Here is a 23,359-nt window from a genome sequence, read left to right on the forward strand (position 1 = left end):
AGACATCTGCGCAATTGACAGATTAACGCGACCCAGGGCGCACCCGCCGTGGCGCAGCAATAGAGGGGTGAATAGGGGCGGTTTCCTTCAGCCACGGCTTTTCCAAACTGGGCACGGCATATACATATCCTTACAACCCATCAAAGCCCGCCCGCGACAGCCAATCGGCATCGGCAGGGTTCTCAATCCCTTCCGCCACAATCAGCATATCAAAATGGCGTGCCACGGATTGGATCACAGAACATAAAACCTGATTGTCGGGATCATCGGCGACATGCACCACGAATTGCGCATCAACCTTCAGAATATCAAACGAGAAGTCCCGCAAATAGCGCAAGGCAGTATTCCCTGCCCCAAAATCATCCAAGGCAAAGCTGACCCCCTTCGCGTGCAGATCCCGCATAAACGGCGTCACCAATTCAGGCATCTGCATCGCGCTTGTCTCAGTGATCTCAAGGATCAAACGTTCCAAATCTTGCGGATGGGCAGCAATATGAGCGGCCAGAATTTTATGAAACGGCGCATAGCCGATAGAGCGGGCTGACATATTCACCGCAAGACGCAGATGCGGCGCTTCATGTATCGCTGCAAGCCCCATCGCAAGGGCCGCGCAATCCAGCCTGCGGCCAAGTTCTGTGGCCTCAACCTCCATGATAAAATCGCGGGCGGGGATCAGCCGCCCCGCCTCATCAAATAAGCGCACCAACCCCTCGTAAAAGGCAGGGCCTTTCCCATGGGCCCGCATAATCGGCTGAAATGCCAAGGCGACATCCCCCCGCCTCAAAGCCCCTTGGACTAGGGCGATTGCCCCGCGCCGCATATCGGTCATGGCAACCGCGAAAGGGCTGGCCAAATCAGGATTTGCAAAATTACTGCGCGGCACGGTCATGGTCATCTCCAATTGCTGCCTTGTAGATGTGCCGTGCCAACTCTTAATGTGAGGTGAACAAAAGGGCAGATTATGGATGATCAAACGATAATTCGCTGCACATGGTGTTTGGGCGATCCCGACTATATCGCCTATCACGACCAAGAATGGGGGCGGCCCCTCTATGACAGCCGCGGGCTGTTTGAAAACTTGTGTCTTGAAGGGTTCCAAGCAGGCCTAAGTTGGATCACGATCCTGCGAAAGCGCGAGAATTTTCGCGCTGCTTTTGCAGGGTTTGATCCCCATGCACTTGCCAAATGGGGTGCAGCGGATATTGAGCGATTGATGCAAGATCAAAGCATCATTCGCCACCGCGGTAAAATTGAGGCCACCCTTACAAATGCACAGGCCTATCTCAAACTTGAGGCTGAGGTTGGCTTTTCAAAATTTATCTGGGGTTTTGTGGATCACACCCCGCAGATAAACCGCCCCCAAACCCTTGGTGATGTTCCAGCACAAACCGCAACCTCTGCGGCGCTGTCCAAGGCCCTAAAGCAGGCAGGGTTCAAATTCTGCGGCCCCACAACAGTTTATGCCTTTATGCAAGCCAGTGGGCTTGTGAATGACCATTTTGCAACCTGTGCCTTTGCGCTAAATATCACATAGCCCCCAAAAGCGCGGATTTGTCTCTTGGAGGTTCAAGGCTTTCCCTGTTAGGGAAACCCAAACGACAATCGAGGACATGACATGGCCACACGGCGCGCTTTGGTAACAGGTTCTTCTGGTTTTATCGGGTTTCACCTGTCGCAGCGTCTCTTGGCCGATGGGTGGGAGGTTCTGGGCCTAGATGCCATGACCGATTACTATGATGTCACCCTCAAAGAACGCCGCGAGGCGATGCTGAACCAGTCGCCCAATTTCCACGTTGTGCATGATCGGGTTGAGGGTGCGGGTGTCATGGATGGGCTCATGGCCGATTTCCATCCTGACGCGGTGATCCACCTCGCCGCGCAAGCGGGGGTGCGTTATTCCATCGACAACCCCGAAAGCTATGTCGAAGCCAATTTGATCGGAACCTTCCGCGTGCTTGAGGCCGCGCGCCATCACAAGCCCGCACATTTACTGATCGCCTCGACCTCCTCCGCCTATGGCGCGAACGAGACGATGCCCTATGCCGAAACGCAAAAATGCGACACACAGATGTCTTTCTATGCGGCAACCAAGAAATCCAACGAAGTGATGGCGCATTCCTATGCCCATCTCTTTGACATCCCCACCACATTGTTTCGGTTTTTCACGGTCTACGGCCCATGGGGCAGGCCTGATATGGCGCTGTTCAAATTCACCAAGGCGATCCTCGAAGGTAAGCCAATTGATGTCTACAACCATGGCGAGATGGCCCGTGATTTTACCTATGTCACTGATTTGGTTGATGGGATTATGCGTCTGATTGATGCCATCCCGACCCGCCCCAACGCGGCTACTGAGATTTCTGAAGGCGATAGCCTTTCACCTGTTGCGCCCCATCGCATTGTGAATATCGGAAATTCACAATCAGTGCCTTTGATGGAATTCATCGCCGCCATAGAAGCGCGTCTTGGGATCGAGGCGCAAAAGAATTTCATGGATATGCAAGCAGGCGATGTGCCTGCCACATGGGCTGATGCGAGCCTTTTGATGCGCTTAACAGGCTACAAGCCACAAACCGCAGTGCAAGACGGGGTTGCCGCGTTTGTGGACTGGTATCGCGATTATTATCGATGCTAGGACGAGAACAAGATTGGCCAAAAAAGGACATTAAACCATGCGGATTGCGATGATTGGCACAGGCTATGTTGGCTTGGTTTCCGGGGTCTGCTTCTCGGATTTTGGGCATGAGGTGATCTGTGTCGACAAAGCCCCAGAAAAAATTGCTAAACTGAATAAGGGTGAGGTTCCAATTTATGAGCCTGGCCTTGAGGATTTGATGGCCCGCAATGTCGAGGCGGGGCGGCTGTCCTTTACAACGGATTTGGCGCAAGCTGTGGATGGGGCAGATGCTGTGTTTATTGCTGTTGGCACGCCCACGCGGCGGGGCGATGGCCATGCTGATCTCACCTATGTCATGGCCGCCGCCGAAGAAGTCGGGCGCGCGCTGACAGGCTACGCCGTGGTGGTGACGAAATCGACTGTGCCTGTTGGCACCAACCGCAAGGTGCAAGAGGTTGTGGCACAGGCCAATCCAAAGGCGGAGTTTGATGTTGCCTCAAACCCCGAGTTTCTTCGGGAAGGGGCCGCAATTGACGATTTCATGAAGCCAGACCGCGTTGTGGTTGGCGTGCAATCAGAGCGCGCAGCCAAGGTTATGGCCGAGATTTATCGCCCCCTGTATCTGCGCGATTTTCCAATCGTGACCACCGATCTGGAATCGGCGGAAATGATCAAATACGCGGCCAATGCCTTTCTTGCGACCAAGATCACCTTCATCAATGAAATCGCCGCGCTTTGCGAAAAAGTCGGCGCAGATGTGAAGGAAGTCTCAAAAGGTATGGGGCTTGATGGGCGCATTGGAAATAAGTTTCTACATGCAGGGCCAGGGTATGGTGGGTCTTGTTTTCCCAAGGACACCCAAGCCTTGGCGCGGATCGGTCAGGATTTTGCAGCTCCCCAACAGATTGTGGAAACAGTGATCCGAGTGAATGACGCAGTTAAATTGCGCATGATCGAAAAACTGCATGATCTGTGCGATGGCAGTTTCAATGGCAAGAAAATCGCTGTGCTGGGCGTAACCTTCAAGCCAAACACCGATGATATGCGCGATGCGCCTTCGCTTACCATTGTGCCCGCTCTTGTGGGCGGTGGCGCGACCGTGCGTGTGGTCGACCCGCAAGGCCGCCGCGAAGGGGAACATCTGTTGCCAAATGTGACATGGTGCGATGACCCCTATACCGCTGCGGAAGCCGCCGATCTTTTGGTGATCCTAACCGAGTGGAACGAGTTCCGCGCGCTGGATTTAACCCGATTGTCCAAGGGCATGGCGCAGGCGCGCATGGCCGATTTGCGCAATATATACAGCCGCCAAGATGCGCTAAGCGCAGGCTTTGCCACCTATGACGCGATAGGACGCTAAGGGTTTAAGCCAAACCCGCCCGCAGGCAATCGTGCAAGTGCAACAGACCGACAGGGCGTTTATCCGTATCAAGGGCGAAAAGTGCCGTGATTTTATGCGCAGACATGACCGCCAAGGCCTCGGCGGCAAGGGCATCTGGGGCGGTCACGCGAGGGGATTTGGTAGCGACATCACCAGCCGTGCAGGACATTAGCCGCGCCATGTTGCGCCGCAAATCGCCATCCGAGATCACCCCATCAAGGCGACCTTCGCCGTCCAAGACCCCCACGATACCAAAGCTTTTCTCGGTCATCACCAACAGGGTCTCAGGCATCGGGGTGGTCACCTGAACCAAGGGCAAGGCCGCCCCCTCATGCATCAATTGCGCAACTTTTGACAATTGTGCGCCCAGTTTCCCGCCGGGATGAAACGTGCGGAATTGATCGGGTCGAAAACCGCGCTGCTCCATAACACAAACGGCCAATGCATCGCCCAAGGCAAGTGTCAGGGTCGTTGAAGTTGTCGGTGCCATCCCAATCACACAAGCCTCAGGCGCGGCAGGCAAGGTCAAGCGATACTGCGCCGCCCGCATCAATGTGCTGTCTTCGCGCCCTGATATGCCAATCATCGGGATTGAAAACCGCGCCACATGGGCCACGATATCGCCCAATTCAGCCGTTTCACCTGAGTTTGAGATCAAAATCACCAAATCCTCAGGGGTGATCATTCCTAAATCACCATGGCTTGCCTCAGCAGGGTGGACAAAAGCCGAAGGTGTGCCAGTCGAAGCAAGGGTTGAGCTGATCTTGCGCGCAATATGCCCCGATTTTCCGATACCAGATAGGATCACACGGCCTTTCGTGGCCAGCATGGCCTCAACCGCGCCGTCAAAATCAGCAGGCAAATGCGCGGCCAAAGCCATCACCGCATCCGCCTCAATTTTCAAAACGCGGGCGGCGGTGTCGCGCATCGCGACCAATTTATCCTGCTGTGTCATAATCTCTTGCCCGATCTGGTTGGTGTGGCGTGCTGTGGTCTGACTTAGACAAAAAATCAAGCTTTGCACAGGGTCTGACATGCATTTGAGGGGTTTTGAGAACGGGATACACCTGTCAAAGTCGTGCTCAAAGCAAGTCGCACCTGAGGGGGGATAAAATGAACCGCCGTTTTGGCAATTGGCCAGATCCAAACCAGTATCACCGTCCCCGCGCAGGGGCCTATGCGATTATTGATGCAGGTGATGGCATTCTGGCCACATTCCAAGAGGATCCAGACCCCGAATTTCAATTGCCTGGAGGCGGGATTGACGCAGGCGAAACCGCCATCCAAGCCTTGCATCGCGAAGTTTTGGAAGAAACGGGATATCGCATCCATGGAATTCGCCGCTTGGGGATGTTTCATCGCCACACATTTATGCCCGATTATGGCTATCACGCACACAAACAATGCCACATCTTCTATGCCCAACTGGGGCGCCGCATGGGGGAACCAACAGAGGCAGGCCATAGCGCGATTTTCCTGCCGTGGGACGAGGCTGAAACGCTATTGGCCGTGTCAGGGGATCGGCATTTTGTGCGGCAACTCCTGGCCCATTATGGCCGATAAGCCAACATGGCGGCAGCGCGTGCATTTCATGCGTTGCGCGGGGTGGCCAGTAATCGTGGCCTAACCAGCTTTTGCGAATATTGCCACAGACTTGAACATCGTGAGTGGCGCGCAACACAGGCCGATCTCGACAGTTTGACCCGACTGCTTTCGACCGGTCTTGCGGCGCTGGCGCACCATATCCCCCAACTTGGCGCCGAGATTTAGACCGCGCTTTTCAAATCAAAAACTCAGCTAAAACCTCGTCATTGGTAATGTCGCGACAGGCAAATCCACGCGCCTCAATCCGCGCCATTAGATCAGGAAAATGCGCGGCGTCTTTTGTTTCAATCCCAATTAAAACCGACCCGAAATTGCGTGCGGATTTCTTCAAGTACTCAAATCGCGCGATATCATCATCTGGGCCAAGGAGGTTCAAAAATTCGCGCAGGGCCCCGGGGCGCTGCGGCATACGCAAGATGAAATATTTCTTGACGCCCAAGAAGCGCATTGCGCGCTCTTTGACTTCGGGCAATCGCTCGAAATCGAAATTTCCGCCAGAGGTCACACAGACCACCGACTTACCCGCAATCTCATCGGCAATTTCAGGCAAAACATCAATCGACAAGGCCCCCGCAGGTTCTAGCACAATGCCTTCGATGTTGAGCATCTCTTGAATCGTCACGCATATCCGGTTTTCAGGTGCCAAATGCACGCGTTCAGGCTTGATATGATTGAGTCGCGCAAAGGTTTTTTCACCAATCCGCGCAACAGCCGCGCCATCGACAAACGTATCTTCAATTTTGACCGTCTTTGGCGCACCCTCGGCCAATGCTGCGGTCAGACTTGGGCCGCCCACAGGTTCAACCAAGGTCACTGCCTGATCGCGCCCGAGATACGACAACATACCCGCTGACAACCCCCCACCCCCTACAGGCAGCACCAAGCAATCAGGGGCGCGGCCCAGTTGCTCGACCATCTCAACAGCCACCGAAGCCTGCCCCTCAATCACATCTTCATCATCAAAAGGTGACAGGAAATGAGCACCTTCGCGCGCGCAAAATCCCTGCGCTGCGGCCAATGTCTCATCAAAATAATCGCCAACCAATTCAATGCGCACATTGGCCCCACCAAAGGCACGGGTTTTGGCGATCTTCTGCTGTGGCGTAGTGACGGGCATGAAAATCACACCTTCAACCCCAAAATGCTGGCAGACATAGGCCACGCCTTGTGCGTGATTGCCCGCGCTGGCGCAAACGAATTGCCGGCGCGTGGCATCCACGGCCAAGGCCTTGCGCATTGCGTTAAAGGCACCGCGAATTTTATACGAGCGCACAGGACTAAGATCCTCGCGCTTGAGCCAAATATTTGCGCCATAGCGCTCAGACAGATAAATATTTTTCTGCAAAGGCGTAGGCGCAAACAAGGCGCGCATAGCCTGTTCGGCAGCTTTGGCATTATTTTTAAAATCATTCATTCCCTAGGCCTGCCTTAAAGATTGCCCCCTGTCTAGCCTGCGCAATGCGCTAAGCGGATACTGCGCCAACTTGCGTCCCTCGCCAAAACCCGTTATCGCCCGCCAACCCCTTTCAAATTCGGAGCTAAACGATGTCTGCGCCCAAGAAAGTTGTTCTCGCTTATTCAGGTGGTCTTGATACATCCATCATCCTGAAATGGCTGCAGGCCGAATATGGCTGCGAGGTCGTGACCTTTACCGCCGATCTGGGTCAAGGCGAAGAACTGGAGCCCGCACGCAAAAAGGCCGAATTGCTGGGCGTGTCCGAAATTTTCATCGAAGATCTCCGCGAAGAATTCGTGCGCGATTTCGTTTTCCCGATGTTCCGCGCCAATGCGCTTTACGAGGGGCTCTATCTTCTTGGCACATCCATCGCGCGCCCACTGATTTCCAAGCGTTTGGTTGAAATTGCCGAAGCCACTGGGGCCGATGCGATCTCGCATGGGGCAACGGGCAAGGGCAATGACCAAGTGCGTTTTGAATTGGCCGCCTACGCGCTTAACCCAGACATCAAAGTCATCGCACCGTGGCGGTTGTGGGATTTGACCAGCCGCACAAAATTGTTGGATTTTGCAGAGAAAAATCAAATTCCTATCGCCAAGGACAAGCGTGGCGAAGCCCCATTTTCAGTGGATGCAAACCTGCTGCACACCTCTTCTGAGGGGAAAGTTCTCGAAGACCCCGCACAAGAAGCGCCCGACTACGTCTATCAGCGCAGCGTCCATCCTGAAGACGCGCCTGACACGCCCGAAATGGTGGAAATCACGTTTGAGCGCGGTGATGCAGTTGCAATCAATGGCACCGCAATGAGCCCTGCCACAATCCTGACCAAGCTCAATGAATTGGGCGGCAAGCACGGCATTGGCCGCCTTGATCTGGTTGAAAACCGCTTTGTTGGGATGAAATCGCGCGGCATTTATGAAACACCAGGCGGCACGATTTTGCTTGAGGCCCATCGCGGGATTGAGCAGATCACCTTGGATAGCGGCGCGGGCCATCTGAAAGATTCCATCATGCCGCGCTATGCGGAGCTGATCTATAACGGCTTCTGGTTCAGCCCTGAGCGCGAAATGCTTCAAGCGCTGATCGACAAAAGCCAGGAGCATGTATCTGGCACTGTGCGCGTCAAACTCTATAAGGGTGCGGCACGCACTGTGGCGCGTTGGTCTGATCACAGCCTATATTCCGAAGCCCATGTGACCTTCGAAGAAGATGCGGGCGCCTATGATCAAAAAGATGCGCAGGGCTTTATCCAGCTGAACGCGCTGCGCTTGAAACTGTTGGCCGCGCGCAATCGCCGTCTAAAAGGTTAATCGTTCCCGCGCTCTTGGGCCTGCATCCAAGCCCAAGAACTGGCGCACATCTCATCTAGCCCGCGCTTTGCTTCAAACCCAAGCAGATCGCGGGCTTTTTCTGTTTTGGCACAATAAATTGGCACATCCCCCTCGCGGCGCGCGACAATCTCATAGGGCAACTGGCGGTTCGTAGCGCGCTGATAGGCGGCGATCATTTCCAAGACCGAATACCCCCGCCCCGTTCCAAGATTGACCAAATGCCCGCGCCCCTGCCGCAACTGCGCCAAAGACAGAACATGGCCTTCGGCCAAATCTTCAACATGGATATAATCCCGAACACCCGTGCCATTGGGCGTGTCATAATCATTTCCAAAAACCGAGATGTTTGCCAATGCGCCAGTGGCCACCTTGGCAATATAAGGCATCAGATTGTTCGGAATATCCGCAGGGTCTTCGCCAATCAGCGCCGAGCCATGCGCCCCAGCGGGGTTGAAATAACGCAAAACACCCACCGCCCATTCTGGATCAGCTGCGCACAGATCCTGCAACATTTCTTCGCAGATGATTTTGGTGCGCCCGTAAGGGTTCATCGCACGGCGTGGCGCAGTTTCGGGCGTTGGGGTTTCATCAGGCTCACCATAAACTGTGGCGGATGACGAAAACACAAGGCGCTTACACCCTGCCCGCGCCATTGCACCGAGGAGGTTCAAAAAACCACCCACGTTATTATCAAAATACGCCAATGGCTTGGCAACGCTTTCGCCCACCGCTTTATGGGCGGCCAAATGAATCACCCCGCCAAATTCATGTGCCTGAAAGGCCTGATCAAGGCAGGCACTGTCGCGGATGTCCCCCTCAATAACGCTTGGGGCCGTGCCCATAATCTGCGCCAAACGCATAGGCACATCGCGGCGGGCGTTGTAAAAATTATCGAATATGACGGGGCTATAGCCCGCCTCATACAAAGCGACCACGACATGCGAGCCAATATAGCCCGCCCCACCTGTTACCAGAATTTGCTCTGCCATGGATCACCCGTGCGGAAACTGCGGTATTGCCAATCCTGCTGTCAGAAAACACCCGCGCGGTCAAACCCCAGATCACTATTTGCTTTTGGGCAACGCTATCGCTTTGGCCTTTGGAACCAGCGCATTGATCTGGCGCAGATGCTGAGGCAGGCAGACTTTTTCAAAGTCATAGGACTTCACCACATGGGCACGGGCGGCTTTGCCGAGTTTCTCACCGAGTTTGTAATCCGACAAAAGTTGGATCGCCTTTTCAGCGATCTCATCAGGGTTCAAGAAATCCGCCAAAAGCCCCGTCTTGCCATCTTTGATCACCTCGCGCACAGGGGCCGTGCCAGAGGCCACAATCGGGGCCTGCATCGACACCGATTCAAGCAAAGACCACGACAAAACAAAGGGCACCGTCAGAGGGTCTGTGATGGGTTGGATAGCTGACAATCTTAACCCCATCGCGCGGTGCAATGCCCTGTCTTTGGGTCAGAAACACAATTTCATGCCCACCTTGTGCAATCAGCCAAGACAATAATTCTCGATACTGACCGGGATAATTTTGGTGAACCATCAAAATTTTCATATGCGCCTTACCCCGTTTGCAGCCTGAGGCGATTTTTGCGCAAGCCACGTGCAATGAGAGCCAAATCAAAGTTATGGCCCGTAAATGACCATCGAAATTTGCCCAGATTGTGGCAGTCGCATGGCGGCTTTGCGGCCCAAAGTGTGGTTTGGGTCTTGCCCTTGGACGACCTATATGAAAGCAGACCGCGGTTGACGGGGCGCGGCCTTTGGCTGACCCTGACAAAAAAGGCGCGATTATTTTAGGCGAAGGACGAAAGAGAATGAGTGTTGGCGCGGATGCCGCTTGGGATGATGTGGTTTTACCATTTCAATTAGACGCTTCCGATATTCGGGGGCGAGTGGTGCGCCTTGACCAGACGATGGATCAAATTCTTAGCCAACATGATTACCCATCAGGGGTTGAGGCTATGGTAGCCGAGATGGTGCTTTTGACCGCCTTGATCGGACAGACCATAAAACTGCGTTGGAAATTGTCGCTGCAATTACGCGGTGATGGGCCGTTGCGTTTGATCGCGACAGATTTTTATGCCCCTGAAGGCGAGGGGAAACCCGCCCGCATCCGTGCCTATGCGAGTTACGACAAAGACAAATTTGACAACAGCGCCGCACCCTTTCCACAGGCGGGCAAGGGCTATTTCGCGCTTCTTTTGGATCAAGGCACGGGCAGCGCGCCCTATCAGGGCATCACACCTCTGACGGGCGATGCTCTGCGCGGTTGTGCCGAGGCTTATTTCGCGCAATCCGAACAATTACCGACACGGTTTATGTTGGGCTATGGTCGCTCCTCCACCCCAGGGCAGGAAGGAGAGAATTGGCGCGCAGGCGGCGTAATGCTTCAGCATATGCCCAAAGCAAGCCCGCATGTGACTGGCGAAGGCGGATCAGGGGAAGCGGGGCTTTTGGCCGCAACCGATCTTCTCAATGAGGATGAGGGCGAAAATTGGAACCGCGCCAATATCCTTCTTGATACTGTAGACACGTTTGAATTGATTGGCCCCTCGCTCAGCCAGACGGATCTCTTGCTGCGCTTGTTCCATGAGGAGTCGCCACGCGTCTTTGATCCGCTACCGGTGCGGTTTGGCTGCACCTGTTCGGAGGCGCGGGTGCGTCAAAGCCTGTCGATCTATTCGGCCAAAGATATCGCGCATATGACCACGGAAGACGGGCAGGTCTTGGCGGATTGCCAATTCTGCGGGGCGCATTATGAATTCGACCCCGAAACCCTTGGGTTCGAGGCGACAAAACCCGTGCCAGAGGCGTAAAGGGCCAATGGCGGGGGCGGCGGAAAAGATCACTCTAGATCAGGTGATGGCGGCGCTTGAGCGGCCCGCCAAACCCTCCTCCGATTATGATTTGAACCCTGACATCAAATTGCCTGCGGGACGCAAACTGCGCCCTGCCGCTGTGCTTTTCGGCATCGAAGCCTTTAGGGCCACGCCACAGGTTGTATTGACCAAACGCGCCTCGCATTTGGCCCATCACCCTGGACAAATCGCTTTTCCAGGCGGCAAGCAGGACGAAACTGATGCTAGCCTCGATCACACCGCCCTGCGCGAGGCGCATGAGGAAATCGGTTTGCCTGCGGTACAGGTCAATGTCCTGTCCCATCTGTTGCCACATGAAACAGTCACGGGCTATCTGATCACCCCGATCTTGGCTGAAATCACCGCGCCCTTTACAGCAATGCCAGAAGCGAACGAAGTAGACGAGGTGTTTCGCGTCCCGCTTTCCTTCGTGATGGAGCCGCGGAATTTCCGTATCGAGGCCCGCCGCTGGCAGGGACAGTGGCGCAAATTCTATGCCGTGCCCTATGGCCCCTATTACATTTGGGGCGCGACCGCGCGGATATTGAAATCTCTTGCGGATCGGATCACATGAACCAATCCCCCATCATATCCGCAGATTGGCTTTCCAATAGCACCACGCAAGCGGCCTTGGCACTTTTGAGCGATGCGGGCCACCAAGCCTATGTTGTGGGGGGTGCGGTGCGCAATCACCTGATGGGTCACGCGGTGGGGGATATTGATATCGCCACAGATGCAACCCCACAGCAGGTGATCGAATTGGCGCAAGGGGCCTCTGTAAAATGCGTGGAAACGGGCGTTGAACATGGCACCGTAACCCTGATCCTATCAGGGGAAAGTTATGAAGTGACCAGCTTTCGCCGTGATGTCGAAGCCCATGGCCGCCGTGCGACCGTAGCCTTTGGCACAAGCCTGACCGAGGATGCCATGCGGCGGGATTTCACGATCAACGCACTCTATGTTGATGCAGGCGGCGCGATATCTGATCCCACGGGCCAAGGCTTGGACGATCTACGCAAGGGTCTTTTGCGTTTTATCGGGTCGGCGCATCACCGCATCCGTGAGGATTATCTTCGTATTTTACGCTTCTTCCGATTTCATGCGCATTATGCATCGCCAGATGCAGGGTTTGATCCCGACATACTCGCGGCCTGTGCGGCACTGGCAGACGGGCTAGACCAGTTGTCGCGCGAACGGATTGGGGAAGAGATGATCAAGCTTCTCCGCGCCCAAAACCCCGCACCCGCCTTGGCCGCGATGGAGCAAACGGGAATTTTACACCACTGCATCACAGGCGCAAATCTGCGCGCCTTAGGGCCAGTTTTGCATTTTGAGGCCGAGCGCGGCTTTGCACCTGATCACGCCCTTAGGCTTGCCGCGATTGGGGGTGAAGATCTGCAAACGGAACTCCGTCTGTCCAAATCTATGGCCCAAAATGTGGCAGTTTTGCGCGAAACAGCCACAGGCAACATTGCGGGCGCAGAATTGGGCTATCGCCATGGTGAGAAAATGGCCCACGCGGCGCTGATGCTGCGCCATGCCTTCTTTGAAACCCCGCTTGATCTGTCGGAATGGGCAGCTGCAACATTGGGCGCACAGGCCGAGTTTCCAATTCGTGCAGCCGATCTCATGCCCAAGTTGCAGGGGCCAGACTTGGGCAAAGCCCTTGCGGAGTTAGAAGCACGTTGGATTGCCTCAGGCTTTCGCCTGACCCGCAGTGATCTTTTGGCGCTTTAAGATTACCCCATGACGGCAGGCCCACACCATGCTAGGGCAGTGCCATGAGCGCGATCCCATCAAAAAGCGAAATCCTGCAATGGATTTCCGATCATCCACACGCCAGTTCAAAACGCGATATCGCGAAGGCTTTTGGTATCAAAGGGGCCGCGCGCATTGATCTCAAGCGCCTTCTCAAAGAGCTTGAAGAAGAAGGCCATCTGCGCCGCGCCAAGAAAACCTATGCCGACCCCGATAAATTACCACCCGTGGCCATCCTGACGGTTTTGGCCGAAGATAGCGCAGGGGATCAATTCTGCAGTCCGATGGAATGGCAGGGCGAGGGGGACGCGCCAAAAATTCTATATGTTCCCCGTGAGGCTGATCCTGCCTTGGGTGACGGCGACCGTATCCTTGCTCGTTTGCAAGAGGTTCATGGCGAAGATCACAGTTACCTCGCGCGCCTCATTCGGCGCATCGGCACCAATCCCCGCAAATTCATTGGTATTTTCCGCACGACCTCGGAAGGTGGGCGTATTTTGCCCGTCACCAAAGGCTCAGATAAAGAATGGCGCGTGGCGTCAGATGCCACCTTATCCGCAAAAGATGGCGAGTTGGTCGAGGCAGAGCTTGCAGGGCCAAAGTCCCGCATGGGCCTGCCGCAGGCGCGCATCGTGACACGGCTTGGCGATCCAAGCGCGCCGAAGGCGGTCAGCCTTATTGCAATCCATGAACATGGGCTGCGCGATAATTTCCCAGACGAGGTCATCGCAGAGGCTGACAAAGCCAAACCAGCGTCAAAATCAGGTCGCGAAGATTTAACCAATCTGCCTTTCGTGACCATCGACCCCTCAGACGCGCGCGACCATGATGATGCCTGCTATGCGCATGCAGACCCTGACCCGAAGAACAAAGGCGGTCATGTCATCTGGGTCGCGATTGCCGATGTCGCACATTATGTGCGCGCGGGCAGTGCGCTTGATCGCGAGGCAAAAAAGCGCGGCAATTCTGCCTATTTCCCGGATCGCGTTGTGCCGATGCTGCCTGACCGACTGTCGGGGGATCTTTGTTCTTTGCATGAGGGCGTTTTGCGCCCCTGTCTTGCCGTGCGCATGATCATTGATGCAACGGGTGAGAAAAAGGCGCAAAGCTTTCATCGCGGGCTTATGCGCTCGGTCGCATCTTTGTCCTACGAAGAGGCGCAGGCCGCCCAAGACGGCGCCCCAACCCCGCGTTGCGAGGCTTTGATGGAGCCTGTCATCGCGCCCCTCTTTGCGGCTCATGAGGCACTCAAAACGGCGCGGGCGCGCCGTCAACCACTTGACCTTGATCTTCCAGAGCGGCGTATCATTCTCTCCGAAGAAGGCGAGGTTGAAAGCGTGGCCTTCCGCGACAGGCTAGACGCGCATCGCCTGATTGAAGAATTCATGGTTTTGGCCAATGTCGCCGCAGCTGAAACTTTGATTGCGAAAAAATCGCCGCTGTTGTTCCGCGTTCACGAAGAACCCGATCCCGACAAGCTGGACGCTTTGCGCGAGACGGCCGCCACAGCGGGGCTTGTTTTGGCGAAAGGTCAGGTGTTGATGACCCGCCATCTCAATGCGCTTTTGGCGCAGGCCGAGGGCACGGATCACGATGAGCTGATCAATATCTCAACCTTGCGCTCAATGCAGCAGGCCTATTACCACCCCGAAAATTTCGGCCATTTTGGCCTTGCTCTGCGGGCTTATGCCCATTTCACATCCCCCATTCGCCGTTATGCCGATTTGATCGTGCATCGGGCGCTGATCTCGTCTCACGGATTTGGCAAGGATGGCTTAAGCGCCGAAGATATCGAAACGCTGGACGGCACCGCCAAACAAATCTCGGAAGCTGAGCGCCGCGCGATGGTGGCCGAGCGAGACACGACCGACCGTTATCTGGCCGCCTATCTGAAGGATCGCGTGGGGGCGGAATTCACAGGTCGTATTTCAGGTGTGGCGCGGTTCGGCGCCTTCGTGAAACTGGACGAAACAGGCGCAGACGGCTTATTGCCCGTGCGCAGCTTGGGCCGCGAGTTTTTCCATTTTGATGCAGACACGCAGACATTGATGGGTGCGGATACGGGTTTAACCTTAGGCATTGGGGATCGCGTCTTGGTGCGCCTGACGGAGGCCTTGCCCATCACAGGCGGCATCGGTCTTGAGCTACTAGAAATTCACGGCACGCAACACCGCCCCAACACGGGCGGCAAACGCGGCAAGCGCGGCTTTGGCGGGCGCAGATCGAGCCAAGCTGAAGCCAAAAAGCGCAAATTGCGCAAATTGAAAAAGCGAAATTCCTAATCTCGATTGCCCCTAGGCGGAATGCATTCTGCGCGCTAGGTTTGTCCATGAGCGGCAAAACCAAGCGCCAGCGGGCTGTTGCTGGTCTGTATCGGGGAAGAAAAATGCAGGTGAAGCAAAACGCCTTGCAATGGTGCGCGCCTATGGCCGCCATTTTCATATCGCTTGGCACAGAGGTAAGCTTGGCTCAGGGATTAGCGGTCAGCAGTTCACCCTTGCCTTACCCACGACCTGCCACGCTCAGCACCCAATCCAGCCCTGCACCCCGCGAAAGTTTTTCTCAATGGCGCGCAGATTTCGCATCCCGCGCCGTGGCACAAGGTATTTCGCCCGCAGTGGTAGATGCCGCCCTTGGCCGAATGACCCCGTTAGATGAGGTTGTGCGTCTTGATGGCAATCAATCCGAATTTGTGCGCCCCATTTGGGACTATCTCGACAGCGCCGTTTCCACGCAACGCATCGAAGGCGGGCGGGCCAATTATCAAAGGTGGCGCGAAGATTTGGCGCGGATCGAGTCTCAATTTGGCGTTCCTGGAGAGGTGGTTGTCGCCGTTTGGGGGGTCGAGACATCCTATGGCAGTTTCCGTGGGAACACAGACACATTGCGCGCATTGGCCACGCTGGCATGGGAAGGGCGCAGGCGCGCCTATTTCGAAGCCGAACTTCTCGCTGCTTTGCAAATCCTAGAGATTGGGGCGGTCAGCCCCCGCGCCTTTGCAGGGTCATGGGCAGGGGCAATAGGGCATACCCAATTCATGCCAACCAGCTATCTGGCCTATGCGGTCGATTACACGGGAGATGGTCGCGCAGATATTTGGGGCGATGACCCGCGCGACGCCTTGGCCTCAGCCGCCAATTTCCTGAGCGAAGCAGGATGGCGGCGCGGGCAACCTTGGGCGTTAGAGGTGCGATTGCCACAAGGATTTGACTATCGCCTTGCCAGCCGTGAAGAAAAACGCGGTGCCAGTTTTTGGCGCAACCGCGCAGTCACGCTCGCGGATGGCACGCCCCTGCCAGATCATGGGCCCTCTGCGCTGCTCCTCCCCGCTGGGGCGAATGGTGTGGCGCTTATGGTCTACGATAATTTTGGTGTCCTAGAGCGCTATAACCCCGCTGACAGCTATGTGATCGCGCTAGGTCATTTGTCAGATAGGATCGTGGGGCGTTCAAACGGATTTCGCGCCACATGGCCCCGCAATGACCGCGTCCTAACGCGGAGTGAGCGTGCAGAATTGCAAACACTACTCACCGCGGCAGGGTTTGATACAGGCGGGGTCGATGGGCGGATTGGCCCCAATAGCGTGGCAGCAATCCGCGCCTATCAAATTGCCAACGGCCTCCTACCTGATGGCTATGCCAGCCCCGATCTTTTACGCCGCCTGCAATAGGTGGGACTCGACTCTTTCTGGAGTGTGGACTAAATAAGAACAAAATGTGAACATTTGATGGATGATTTCGAATGTCCGCCCCCGCCCCCCAAATGGCCCGTACCAAAACGCGCCGCATTTTGTCGATCTATTTGCCGCATCTTGCTGCGGAGCAAATCTTGCGCCTACATCGCGGCACGAGCCTGCAACCACTTGCCGTGATTGCGGAAGCGGGCAATCGGCAAGTTCTCTCCTCGCTCTGCCCCAAAGCACAAGCCGCAGGGCTTTATCGTGGACAGGCGTTAAGCGCCGCTATGGCGCTATGTGCAAATCTGATCACCCGCAGTCAAAACCCTGCGCAAGAACAAGCCTTTCACAAGGCGCTGTGTCGATGGGCAGAGAAATTTTCGCCTTGGATCGCGGCGGAGGGGACAGATGGTCTGGTGATGGATATTTCTGGCTGCGCTCATCTTTTTGGTGGGGAAACCGCCATGGCCGAGACCATTTGCGCCGACCTCGCGGCATTGGGGCTAAGTGCGAAAATCGGGCTTGCCGATACGCGCGGGGCAGCTTGGGCCTTGGCCCGCTTTGGACATGGTCGTGGCAGAGCGCAACAAGCCCGTGGTGATGCCATCAGCCAAGAAGCGCGCGCTACGCGGGCACGCGCCGCTTTGCGCAGGCGTGACATGAGCCCAAAATTTGCGCCACTTGCCCGCCAAAGCAAAGAGGCGTCTATTCATATCGCACCCCCGTTAGAAACCCGCGCGGCAGTTTTGCCCTTGCCTATCGCCGCTTTGAGGCTTGGGGACGAAACGATAGACGGGTTGGCACGGCTTGGCCTGCATCAGATTCACCATCTGCTTGCGCAACCCCGCGCAGGTCTGGCACGGCGCTTTGGCCAATTTTTGCTCCAGCGCCTTGACCAAGCTTTGGGAAGTCTTGCCGAACCTGTCTCGCCCGCGCGCAGCACGCCCTATTTCGCGGTGCGCATGAGCTTTCCCGAACCCATTGGCACAAGTGATGATCTTCATGCAGCGATCCTGCGTTTAACCGAAGCGCTGTGTCAAAAGCTCGACAAAGCAGGGCGAGATCTGCGCAGCCTACGTCTTGATCTTGCCGAAATGACCGAAGCGCGCCGTCATATCACTTTGCGGCTTGCGCGCAGCCATACCGATGCGCGCACCGTTTACAGCCTGTTGAAATTACAGATGGAACAAGGCCTCAAAGATTTAGAACCTTCTACAGCCTTTGATATGATCCGCCTTGAGGCGCTGCAAACCGAGGCGCGCAATGCCATCGCACATCAAGGCGGGGATAGTTCCGCGCGCGCCCATGCGGCGCGCAGCGCCTTGGACGATCTGATCACGCGCATTGGCACAAGGATTGGGCTAGAAGCAATCACCCGACCCCATCCGGCAGAAAGCCATCTGCCCGAAAAATCACAGAAGTCTCTTGCGGCCGCATGGTCAGACCCGTTTGGGAGCCTATGGCCACGCGCGCATCTTCCGCGCCCTTTAACCCTATTCAAGCCCGAATTTATTGATGCCCCCGACAGCCCAGAACCGCCATTTCGCTTTGCATGGCGGCGACAAAATTTCACTGTGAAATCCTATATCGGCCCTGAAAGAATCGCGCCAGAATGGTGGCTTGATGACCCCAATTGGCGCACTGGATTGCGGGATTATTGGTGCATTACCACCGAGCAAGGTGCCAGATTATGGCTTTTTTATGCCCATGGGGGCGCGATAACAGGCGGTTGGTTTGCCCAGGGTGACTTCACCTAAAAGGCGAAACTCAAATAATTTCAATGCATTGCTGATTTGCGAACAATCCGTTTCCAAGGATTGGATTTTTTTATTTTGTTAATAATGTCTAAAAATATAAGATTGTGGCCGATTTCACTGCGAACGAAACGCTACAAGTGCTGCTGACCAATGCAGATGGTTCTTCGGCTGATCTGACAGGGGCGAGTTTGCAATTGGTGGCAGACGGCGCGAACACCAATGTTCTTGTATCCTTTGGTGGTGGGCCAGGCACATTGGTGGCGACCTTGCAAAACATTACGCCTACGCAAATTACCGCGGGATCAATTACCCTCAAAAATTAAGGTACAATTCACTCCAACTGAAAAGGGCGCGATCTCTCGCGCCCTTCTTTTTTGGCCTTTTCAGATTGCCGCTTTACGGCTTTCTTCAAGGTAAATCTCGCGCAAACGTGTCGCCACAGGGCCAGGTTTTCCTGTGCCAATAGGCGTTCCATCCAGTTCAACCACAGGCATCACGAAGGTTGAGGCCGAGGTGATAAATGCCTCATCTGCCGCTTGCGCCTCGGCGACTGTGAAGGGGCGTTCTTCTACCTTCATCTGTGCTTCACGCGCGAAACGCAGCACCGCTGCGCGGGTGATCCCATGCAAAATTTCAGTGCCAAGATTGCGGGTGATGATCGTGCCATCCTTGATGATATAAGCATTGTTTGACGTGCCTTCTGTCACAGCACCATCTTCCACCATCCACGCATCGTCACAGCCAGCCGCCTTTGCCATCATCTTGCCCATGGACGGGTAAAGGAGCTGCACAGTCTTAATATCGCGCCGCCCCCATCGCTGATCTTCAATAGAGATCACCTTCATCCCTGTCTTTGCCATTGGGCTTTGTGCCAAACCTGGTTTGGACTGGGTGAACAGCACCAAGGTTGGCTCTGTCTCGGGAGCAGGATAGGCAAAATCGCGATCATTGGGTGCGCCGCGAGTGATCTGTAGATAGATCATACCATCGACCAAGGCATTGCGCTTCACCAGTTCGCGATGAATTTCAAGAAAGCGGTCAATGTCGCATGGCGCGCGCATACCCAATTCGTTCAAGGAACGGGCAAGGCGTTTTACGTGGCCTTCGAAGTCAATAAGTTTGCCATCCAAGACGCTGGTCACCTCATAGACGCCATCGGCAAACAGAAACCCCCGATCAAACACCGAAACTTTGGCCTGATCCTCGGGCAGATATTCGCCATTCACATATACGATGCGCGTCATCTCAACTCATCCCCATAATTCTGGACGCGCAGGATGCACCCCGTCTGCGTCAAATGTCAAAGCGTGCTTACGGTCTTCTGCCAGAAGAAGCGGCCCGTCAAGATCGGTAATTGCCGCGCCTTGTGCCACGAGAAGCGCAGGGGCCATAGCAAGAGAACTGCCAACCATGCAGCCCACCATAATCCCATAGCCCTCCGCCACAGCCGCATCGCGCAACGCAAGCGCCTCTGTCAAACCGCCTGTTTTATCCAATTTGATGTTCACCATATCGTATTTGCCCACCAGATCAGGCAGGCTCGCACGATCATGGGCGGACTCATCGGCGCAAACTGGCAAGGGGCGGGCGATTTCAGCCAAAAGATCATCGGCACCCGTAGGAAGCGGCTGTTCCACCATCTCGACCCCGAGACGGATCAGATGCGGCGCAAGATCACTGTAGCTGTCCACAGTCCATCCCTCATTGGCATCCACGATGATCCGCGCGCGTGGCGCACCACGGCGCACCGCCTCAAGACGCGGCATGTCATCGGGCGTGCCCAATTTAATCTTAAGCAGCGGGCGGGATTGGTGGCGCGCTGCCGCAGCCTCCATGCGCTCGGGCGTGTCAAGCGACAGGGTATAGGCTGTAATCTCAGCGCGCGGCGCGGTCGCAAGCCCCGCCAAATCCCAAACGGGCCGCCCCGTTGATTTTGCTTCCCAGTCCCATATCGCACAATCGACTGCGTTTCGCGCGGCCCCTGCGGGCAATGCGTCCTGCAAGCTTTTACGATCAATCCCTGCAGGCAGCCCCTCTATTTGCGCCACGACCGAGGCTATGCTCTCGCCATAGCGCGCATAGGGCACAGATTCGCCCCGCCCCGTGATCCCATCGCGGCTGATGTGGACTGTGACCACCTGCGCCTCACTGCGCGAGCCGCGTGAAATCGTAAAAACCTCGGCCAAGCGAAAGGTTTCGGGCGTGGCCGTGATGGTAAAACTCATATCGGCTCCAATGCGTCACAAAGACGTGCAGCACCTTGGCGGAAAGGATCGACAGCAGGCAAGCCCATCCGCTTTTCAACCTCTGCAAGATAGGCCAAGGCTTCATCCTCGCCAAATGCCGCTGTGTTGATTGAGATCCCCACCACTTGCGCCGCTGCATTAGACTGGCGTGCAAGTGTCAGGGCCAGATCACGCAGCGCCTCAAGGCTTGGCATTTCATAATCGGGCAGACCACGCATATGGGGGCGGGTTGGTTCATGGCACAAGATCAACGCATCGGGCTGACCCCCATGCACCAAAGCCATGGTCACACCAGAATAGGAAATGTGGAACAGGCTGCCCTGTCCCTCGATCATATCCCAATGATCTGGGTCATTATCAGGGGTTAACCATTCCACCGCCCCTGCAATGAAATCCGCAATGACCGCATCCAAGGGCACGCCTTCGCCTGTAATCAGAATACCTGTCTGGCCCGTGGCGCGGAAACTGGATTTCAACCCGCGCGCCTTCATCTCGGCATCCATGGCCAGCGCCGTATACATCTTCCCAACCGAGCAATCCGTGCCAACGGCAAGGCAACGCTTGCCGCTGCGTTTTACACCATTAGCGATGGGATATTGCACATTTGGCGCCCGCACATCATGCAGACTGCGCCCTGTCGCCTTGGCTACGGCGACCAAATCAGGCTCATCACGCAACAGATTGTGCAACCCAGAGGCCAGATCAAACCCTTCCTCTAGGGCCGCGATCAAAACCTTTTTCCATGCAGGCGCGATCACCCCGCCACGATTGGCAACTCCAATCACGAGGGTTTCCGCACCAGCGGCGCGCGCCTCGGCCAAAGTCATATCGGGCAAGCGCATATCGGCCTGACACCCTTCCATGCGGAATTGGCCTATTGCGTTCTCAGGACGCCAATCACGAATACCTTGCGCCACTTTGGCCGCCAAAGGGTCGGGCGCATCGCCCAAAAACAAAAGGTAAGGGGTCTTGATCATCTTGGCTCTCCGACAAAGAGGTGAAGCTTTGTCACAGGATAATCCAAGCCGTCAGAAATTCTTTCGCAAAATCACGCGACCTGCACGCAATTTTCGCACGAATTTCTTGAAAAATAGACCACAAGCGGCGGTTTATTGCGTTATTTCAGTCGAATCAGGTCAAGTATCCCGAAACCTGTGGCGTCACTTCTTCAAAATCCAAAGCGGCGCGATCAGAGGCGGCGGTGTTGCGCTTGAATTCATAGCGCATCAAATCACCATCTTGTTCTGAGGCGATAATTAACGCCTGACATTGGTGACGAGAGCCTTCGTAAACATCCACCAAACCGCGCAAATGCGGGGTGGTTTCCGCGTCAACCGCGAAACCTGAGGGCGTGAATTCTAGGATTGCATAAACATCATCCCCGATCTGAACCGAACGGGTCGCGCGGCGCTTGAGATCGCGCATCTTCGCGTGGCGCAGGCCATCTACGACATCTTTGGGCAAAAAATCGTTCATAACACACCTATCAACTCCCACTGTAACATGGATCATGCTTGGTTTTGGTCAACATCGGGTTAACCAACCTGCAAATTCGTTGCCAATTTGCAACATGGGTTCTGTGCATATACGCAGAGTGCCTCTGCATGACCTAGGGTTGGACGAAAAGGCCACACGCATTAGGTCTGAGGCAACAGGAAACAGCGAGACGAGGCGGAACCAATGGGTCTTTTGATCGATGGCACATGGCAAGATGTTTGGTATGACACCGAAAAATCAGGCGGCACATTCCAGCGCAGTGTGGCCTCGTTTCGCAACTGGGTGACCGAAGATGGCAGTGCAGGCCCCTCAGGTGAAGGCGGCTTCAAGGCAGAATCGGGTCGCTATCACCTTTATGTTTCACATGCGTGCCCTTGGGCCAATCGCGCCATGATCTTCCGCGCCATCAAGGGTCTGACTGACCATATCAGCGTCAGCGTTGTGCACCCCGATATGCTCGGGGATGGGTGGACATTTTCCACAGATTTTGACGGCGCTACGGGGGATACACTCTACGGCCTGCCTTTCGCCCGTGATGTCTATCTCAAAGACACACCCGACATGACGGGCCGCGTTACAGTTCCAATCCTTTGGGACAAAGAGCGCGAGAAAATCGTCTCGAATGAGAGTTCGGAAATTATCCGAATGTTCAATTCGGCCTTTAACGGGATCACAGACGACACGCAGGATTTCTACCCCGAAGAACTGCGCCAAGAGATCGACCAAGTGAATGCACGCATTTATGACGAGGTGAATAACGGCGTCTACAAATCAGGGTTCGCGACCTCACAGGCGGCCTATGATGATGCTGTGCATACGCTTTTTGAGGCGCTCGATTGGTTGGATGACGGCCTCAGTCGCAACCGCTATCTGATCGGCGCACGCATCACCGAGGCCGATTGGCGGCTGTTTACCACGTTGATCCGATTTGATCTGGTCTATCACCTGCATTTCAAGTGCAACCGCAAGCGGATCATCGATTACCCCACTCTTTGGGGCTACACGCGCGAGCTATATCAATGGGCGGGTGTGGCAGATACGGTGCATTTTGATCATATCGTGCGCCATTACCATTACAGCCACGATATGATTAATCCCGCACGCATCCTGCCGATTAACCCTGTGCTGGATTTCAACGCCCCACATGAGCGCGACCACCTCTAGGCGGG

The 23,359-nt window shown here is 55.4% G+C and carries 23 protein-coding genes; 14 read left to right on the top strand and 9 right to left on the bottom strand.

Annotated elements, in window-relative coordinates:
• Positions 1–130: 130 nt before the first annotated feature.
• The gene (locus AAC622_RS10445) at positions 131–895 is read right to left on the bottom strand and encodes an EAL domain-containing protein (RefSeq protein WP_340262309.1); all 765 of its coding nucleotides are present in this window, start codon (positions 893–895) and stop codon (positions 131–133) included.
• A 66-nt stretch (positions 896–961) separates the two neighbouring features.
• Here AAC622_RS10445 and AAC622_RS10450 point away from each other — a divergent pair, with 66 nt between their 5' ends.
• From AAC622_RS10450 to AAC622_RS10460, 3 genes are all read left to right on the top strand, one after another.
• Positions 962–1,534 carry a DNA-3-methyladenine glycosylase I gene (locus AAC622_RS10450; RefSeq protein WP_340262311.1) on the top strand — a complete coding sequence of 191 codons (573 nt, stop codon included), beginning with the start codon at positions 962–964 and terminating at the stop codon, positions 1,532–1,534.
• Positions 1,535–1,615: 81 nt separating this feature from the next.
• Positions 1,616–2,635, top strand: coding sequence for an NAD-dependent epimerase/dehydratase family protein (locus tag AAC622_RS10455; protein WP_340262314.1), 1,020 nt, complete (start codon positions 1,616–1,618; stop codon positions 2,633–2,635).
• 37 nt (positions 2,636–2,672) lie between these two features.
• A complete protein-coding gene (locus AAC622_RS10460; RefSeq protein ID WP_340262317.1) occupies positions 2,673–3,977 on the top strand; it encodes a UDP-glucose dehydrogenase family protein in 1,305 nt (434 codons plus the stop codon).
• A gap of 4 nt (positions 3,978–3,981) precedes the next feature.
• On the opposite strand, the gene AAC622_RS10465 is transcribed toward AAC622_RS10460, so the two are convergent.
• Positions 3,982–4,953 carry a KpsF/GutQ family sugar-phosphate isomerase gene (locus AAC622_RS10465; RefSeq protein WP_340262319.1) on the bottom strand — a complete coding sequence of 324 codons (972 nt, stop codon included), beginning with the start codon at positions 4,951–4,953 and terminating at the stop codon, positions 3,982–3,984.
• Between the two features lie 158 nt (positions 4,954–5,111).
• Between AAC622_RS10465 and AAC622_RS10470 the strand changes: the two genes are divergently transcribed.
• Positions 5,112–5,561, top strand: coding sequence for an NUDIX hydrolase (locus AAC622_RS10470; protein ID WP_340262322.1), 450 nt, complete (start codon positions 5,112–5,114; stop codon positions 5,559–5,561).
• A 6-nt stretch (positions 5,562–5,567) separates the two neighbouring features.
• A complete protein-coding gene (locus tag AAC622_RS10475) occupies positions 5,568–5,768 on the top strand; it encodes an Hpt domain-containing protein (RefSeq protein WP_340262325.1) in 201 nt (66 codons plus the stop codon).
• 10 nt (positions 5,769–5,778) lie between these two features.
• Here the strand turns inward: AAC622_RS10475 and ilvA are convergent, their stop codons facing one another.
• Positions 5,779–7,017, bottom strand: a complete 1,239-nt coding sequence (ilvA, locus tag AAC622_RS10480) for a threonine ammonia-lyase IlvA (RefSeq protein ID WP_340262327.1) — start codon at positions 7,015–7,017, stop codon at positions 5,779–5,781.
• A 131-nt stretch (positions 7,018–7,148) separates the two neighbouring features.
• Between ilvA and AAC622_RS10485 the strand changes: the two genes are divergently transcribed.
• On the top strand, positions 7,149–8,369 hold the full coding sequence (locus AAC622_RS10485; protein ID WP_340262330.1) for an argininosuccinate synthase: 1,221 nt from the start codon (positions 7,149–7,151) through the stop codon (positions 8,367–8,369).
• Here AAC622_RS10485 and galE read toward each other — a convergent pair.
• Both galE and AAC622_RS10495 read right to left on the bottom strand, forming a co-directional pair.
• The gene (gene galE, locus AAC622_RS10490; RefSeq protein ID WP_340262333.1) at positions 8,366–9,379 is read right to left on the bottom strand and encodes a UDP-glucose 4-epimerase GalE; all 1,014 of its coding nucleotides are present in this window, start codon (positions 9,377–9,379) and stop codon (positions 8,366–8,368) included. The genes AAC622_RS10485 and galE overlap by 4 nt on opposite strands.
• 75 nt (positions 9,380–9,454) lie before the next feature.
• Positions 9,455–9,814, bottom strand: coding sequence for a glycosyltransferase (locus AAC622_RS10495; RefSeq protein WP_340262335.1), 360 nt, complete (start codon positions 9,812–9,814; stop codon positions 9,455–9,457).
• A 398-nt stretch (positions 9,815–10,212) separates the two neighbouring features.
• Between AAC622_RS10495 and hslO the strand changes: the two genes are divergently transcribed.
• From hslO to AAC622_RS10530, 7 genes are all read left to right on the top strand, one after another.
• On the top strand, positions 10,213–11,214 hold the full coding sequence (gene hslO / locus AAC622_RS10500) for an Hsp33 family molecular chaperone HslO (RefSeq protein WP_340262338.1): 1,002 nt from the start codon (positions 10,213–10,215) through the stop codon (positions 11,212–11,214).
• 7 nt (positions 11,215–11,221) lie between these two features.
• Positions 11,222–11,830, top strand: coding sequence for a CoA pyrophosphatase (locus AAC622_RS10505; RefSeq protein ID WP_340262340.1), 609 nt, complete (start codon positions 11,222–11,224; stop codon positions 11,828–11,830).
• On the top strand, positions 11,827–12,993 hold the full coding sequence (locus AAC622_RS10510) for a CCA tRNA nucleotidyltransferase (protein WP_340262343.1): 1,167 nt from the start codon (positions 11,827–11,829) through the stop codon (positions 12,991–12,993). Before AAC622_RS10505 ends, AAC622_RS10510 begins: the two co-directional genes overlap by 4 nt.
• A 44-nt stretch (positions 12,994–13,037) precedes the next feature.
• A complete protein-coding gene (rnr, locus tag AAC622_RS10515) occupies positions 13,038–15,296 on the top strand; it encodes a ribonuclease R (protein WP_340262346.1) in 2,259 nt (752 codons plus the stop codon).
• A gap of 47 nt (positions 15,297–15,343) precedes the next feature.
• Positions 15,344–16,684: a lytic murein transglycosylase gene (locus AAC622_RS10520; protein WP_340262348.1), complete on the top strand. Its 1,341-nt coding sequence runs from the start codon at positions 15,344–15,346 to the stop codon at positions 16,682–16,684.
• A gap of 71 nt (positions 16,685–16,755) precedes the next feature.
• Positions 16,756–18,447: a Y-family DNA polymerase gene (locus AAC622_RS10525; RefSeq protein WP_340262350.1), complete on the top strand. Its 1,692-nt coding sequence runs from the start codon at positions 16,756–16,758 to the stop codon at positions 18,445–18,447.
• A 104-nt stretch (positions 18,448–18,551) separates the two neighbouring features.
• Positions 18,552–18,770: a hypothetical protein gene (locus tag AAC622_RS10530; RefSeq protein ID WP_340262352.1), complete on the top strand. Its 219-nt coding sequence runs from the start codon at positions 18,552–18,554 to the stop codon at positions 18,768–18,770.
• Positions 18,771–18,830: 60 nt separating this feature from the next.
• Here AAC622_RS10530 and AAC622_RS10535 read toward each other — a convergent pair whose 3' ends face one another.
• From AAC622_RS10535 to AAC622_RS10550, 4 genes are all read right to left on the bottom strand, one after another.
• The gene (locus tag AAC622_RS10535) at positions 18,831–19,691 is read right to left on the bottom strand and encodes a D-amino-acid transaminase (protein ID WP_340262356.1); all 861 of its coding nucleotides are present in this window, start codon (positions 19,689–19,691) and stop codon (positions 18,831–18,833) included.
• Positions 19,692–19,697: 6 nt separating this feature from the next.
• Positions 19,698–20,672, bottom strand: a complete 975-nt coding sequence (gene dgcA / locus AAC622_RS10540; RefSeq protein WP_340262358.1) for an N-acetyl-D-Glu racemase DgcA — start codon at positions 20,670–20,672, stop codon at positions 19,698–19,700.
• Entirely contained in the window at positions 20,669–21,670 is a 1,002-nt protein-coding gene (dgcN, locus tag AAC622_RS10545; RefSeq protein WP_340262360.1) for an N-acetyltransferase DgcN, read from the bottom strand. Before dgcN ends, dgcA begins: the two co-directional genes overlap by 4 nt.
• A 154-nt stretch (positions 21,671–21,824) precedes the next feature.
• The gene (locus AAC622_RS10550; RefSeq protein WP_317656878.1) at positions 21,825–22,169 is read right to left on the bottom strand and encodes a hypothetical protein; all 345 of its coding nucleotides are present in this window, start codon (positions 22,167–22,169) and stop codon (positions 21,825–21,827) included.
• A gap of 204 nt (positions 22,170–22,373) precedes the next feature.
• Here AAC622_RS10550 and AAC622_RS10555 point away from each other — a divergent pair, with 204 nt between their 5' ends.
• On the top strand, positions 22,374–23,354 hold the full coding sequence (locus tag AAC622_RS10555) for a glutathione S-transferase family protein (protein WP_340262362.1): 981 nt from the start codon (positions 22,374–22,376) through the stop codon (positions 23,352–23,354).
• Positions 23,355–23,359: the final 5 nt, after the last annotated feature.

This window comes from Roseobacter sp. HKCCA0882 (assembly GCF_037805225.1).
In the GTDB taxonomy this organism is placed as follows: domain Bacteria; phylum Pseudomonadota; class Alphaproteobacteria; order Rhodobacterales; family Rhodobacteraceae; genus M30B80.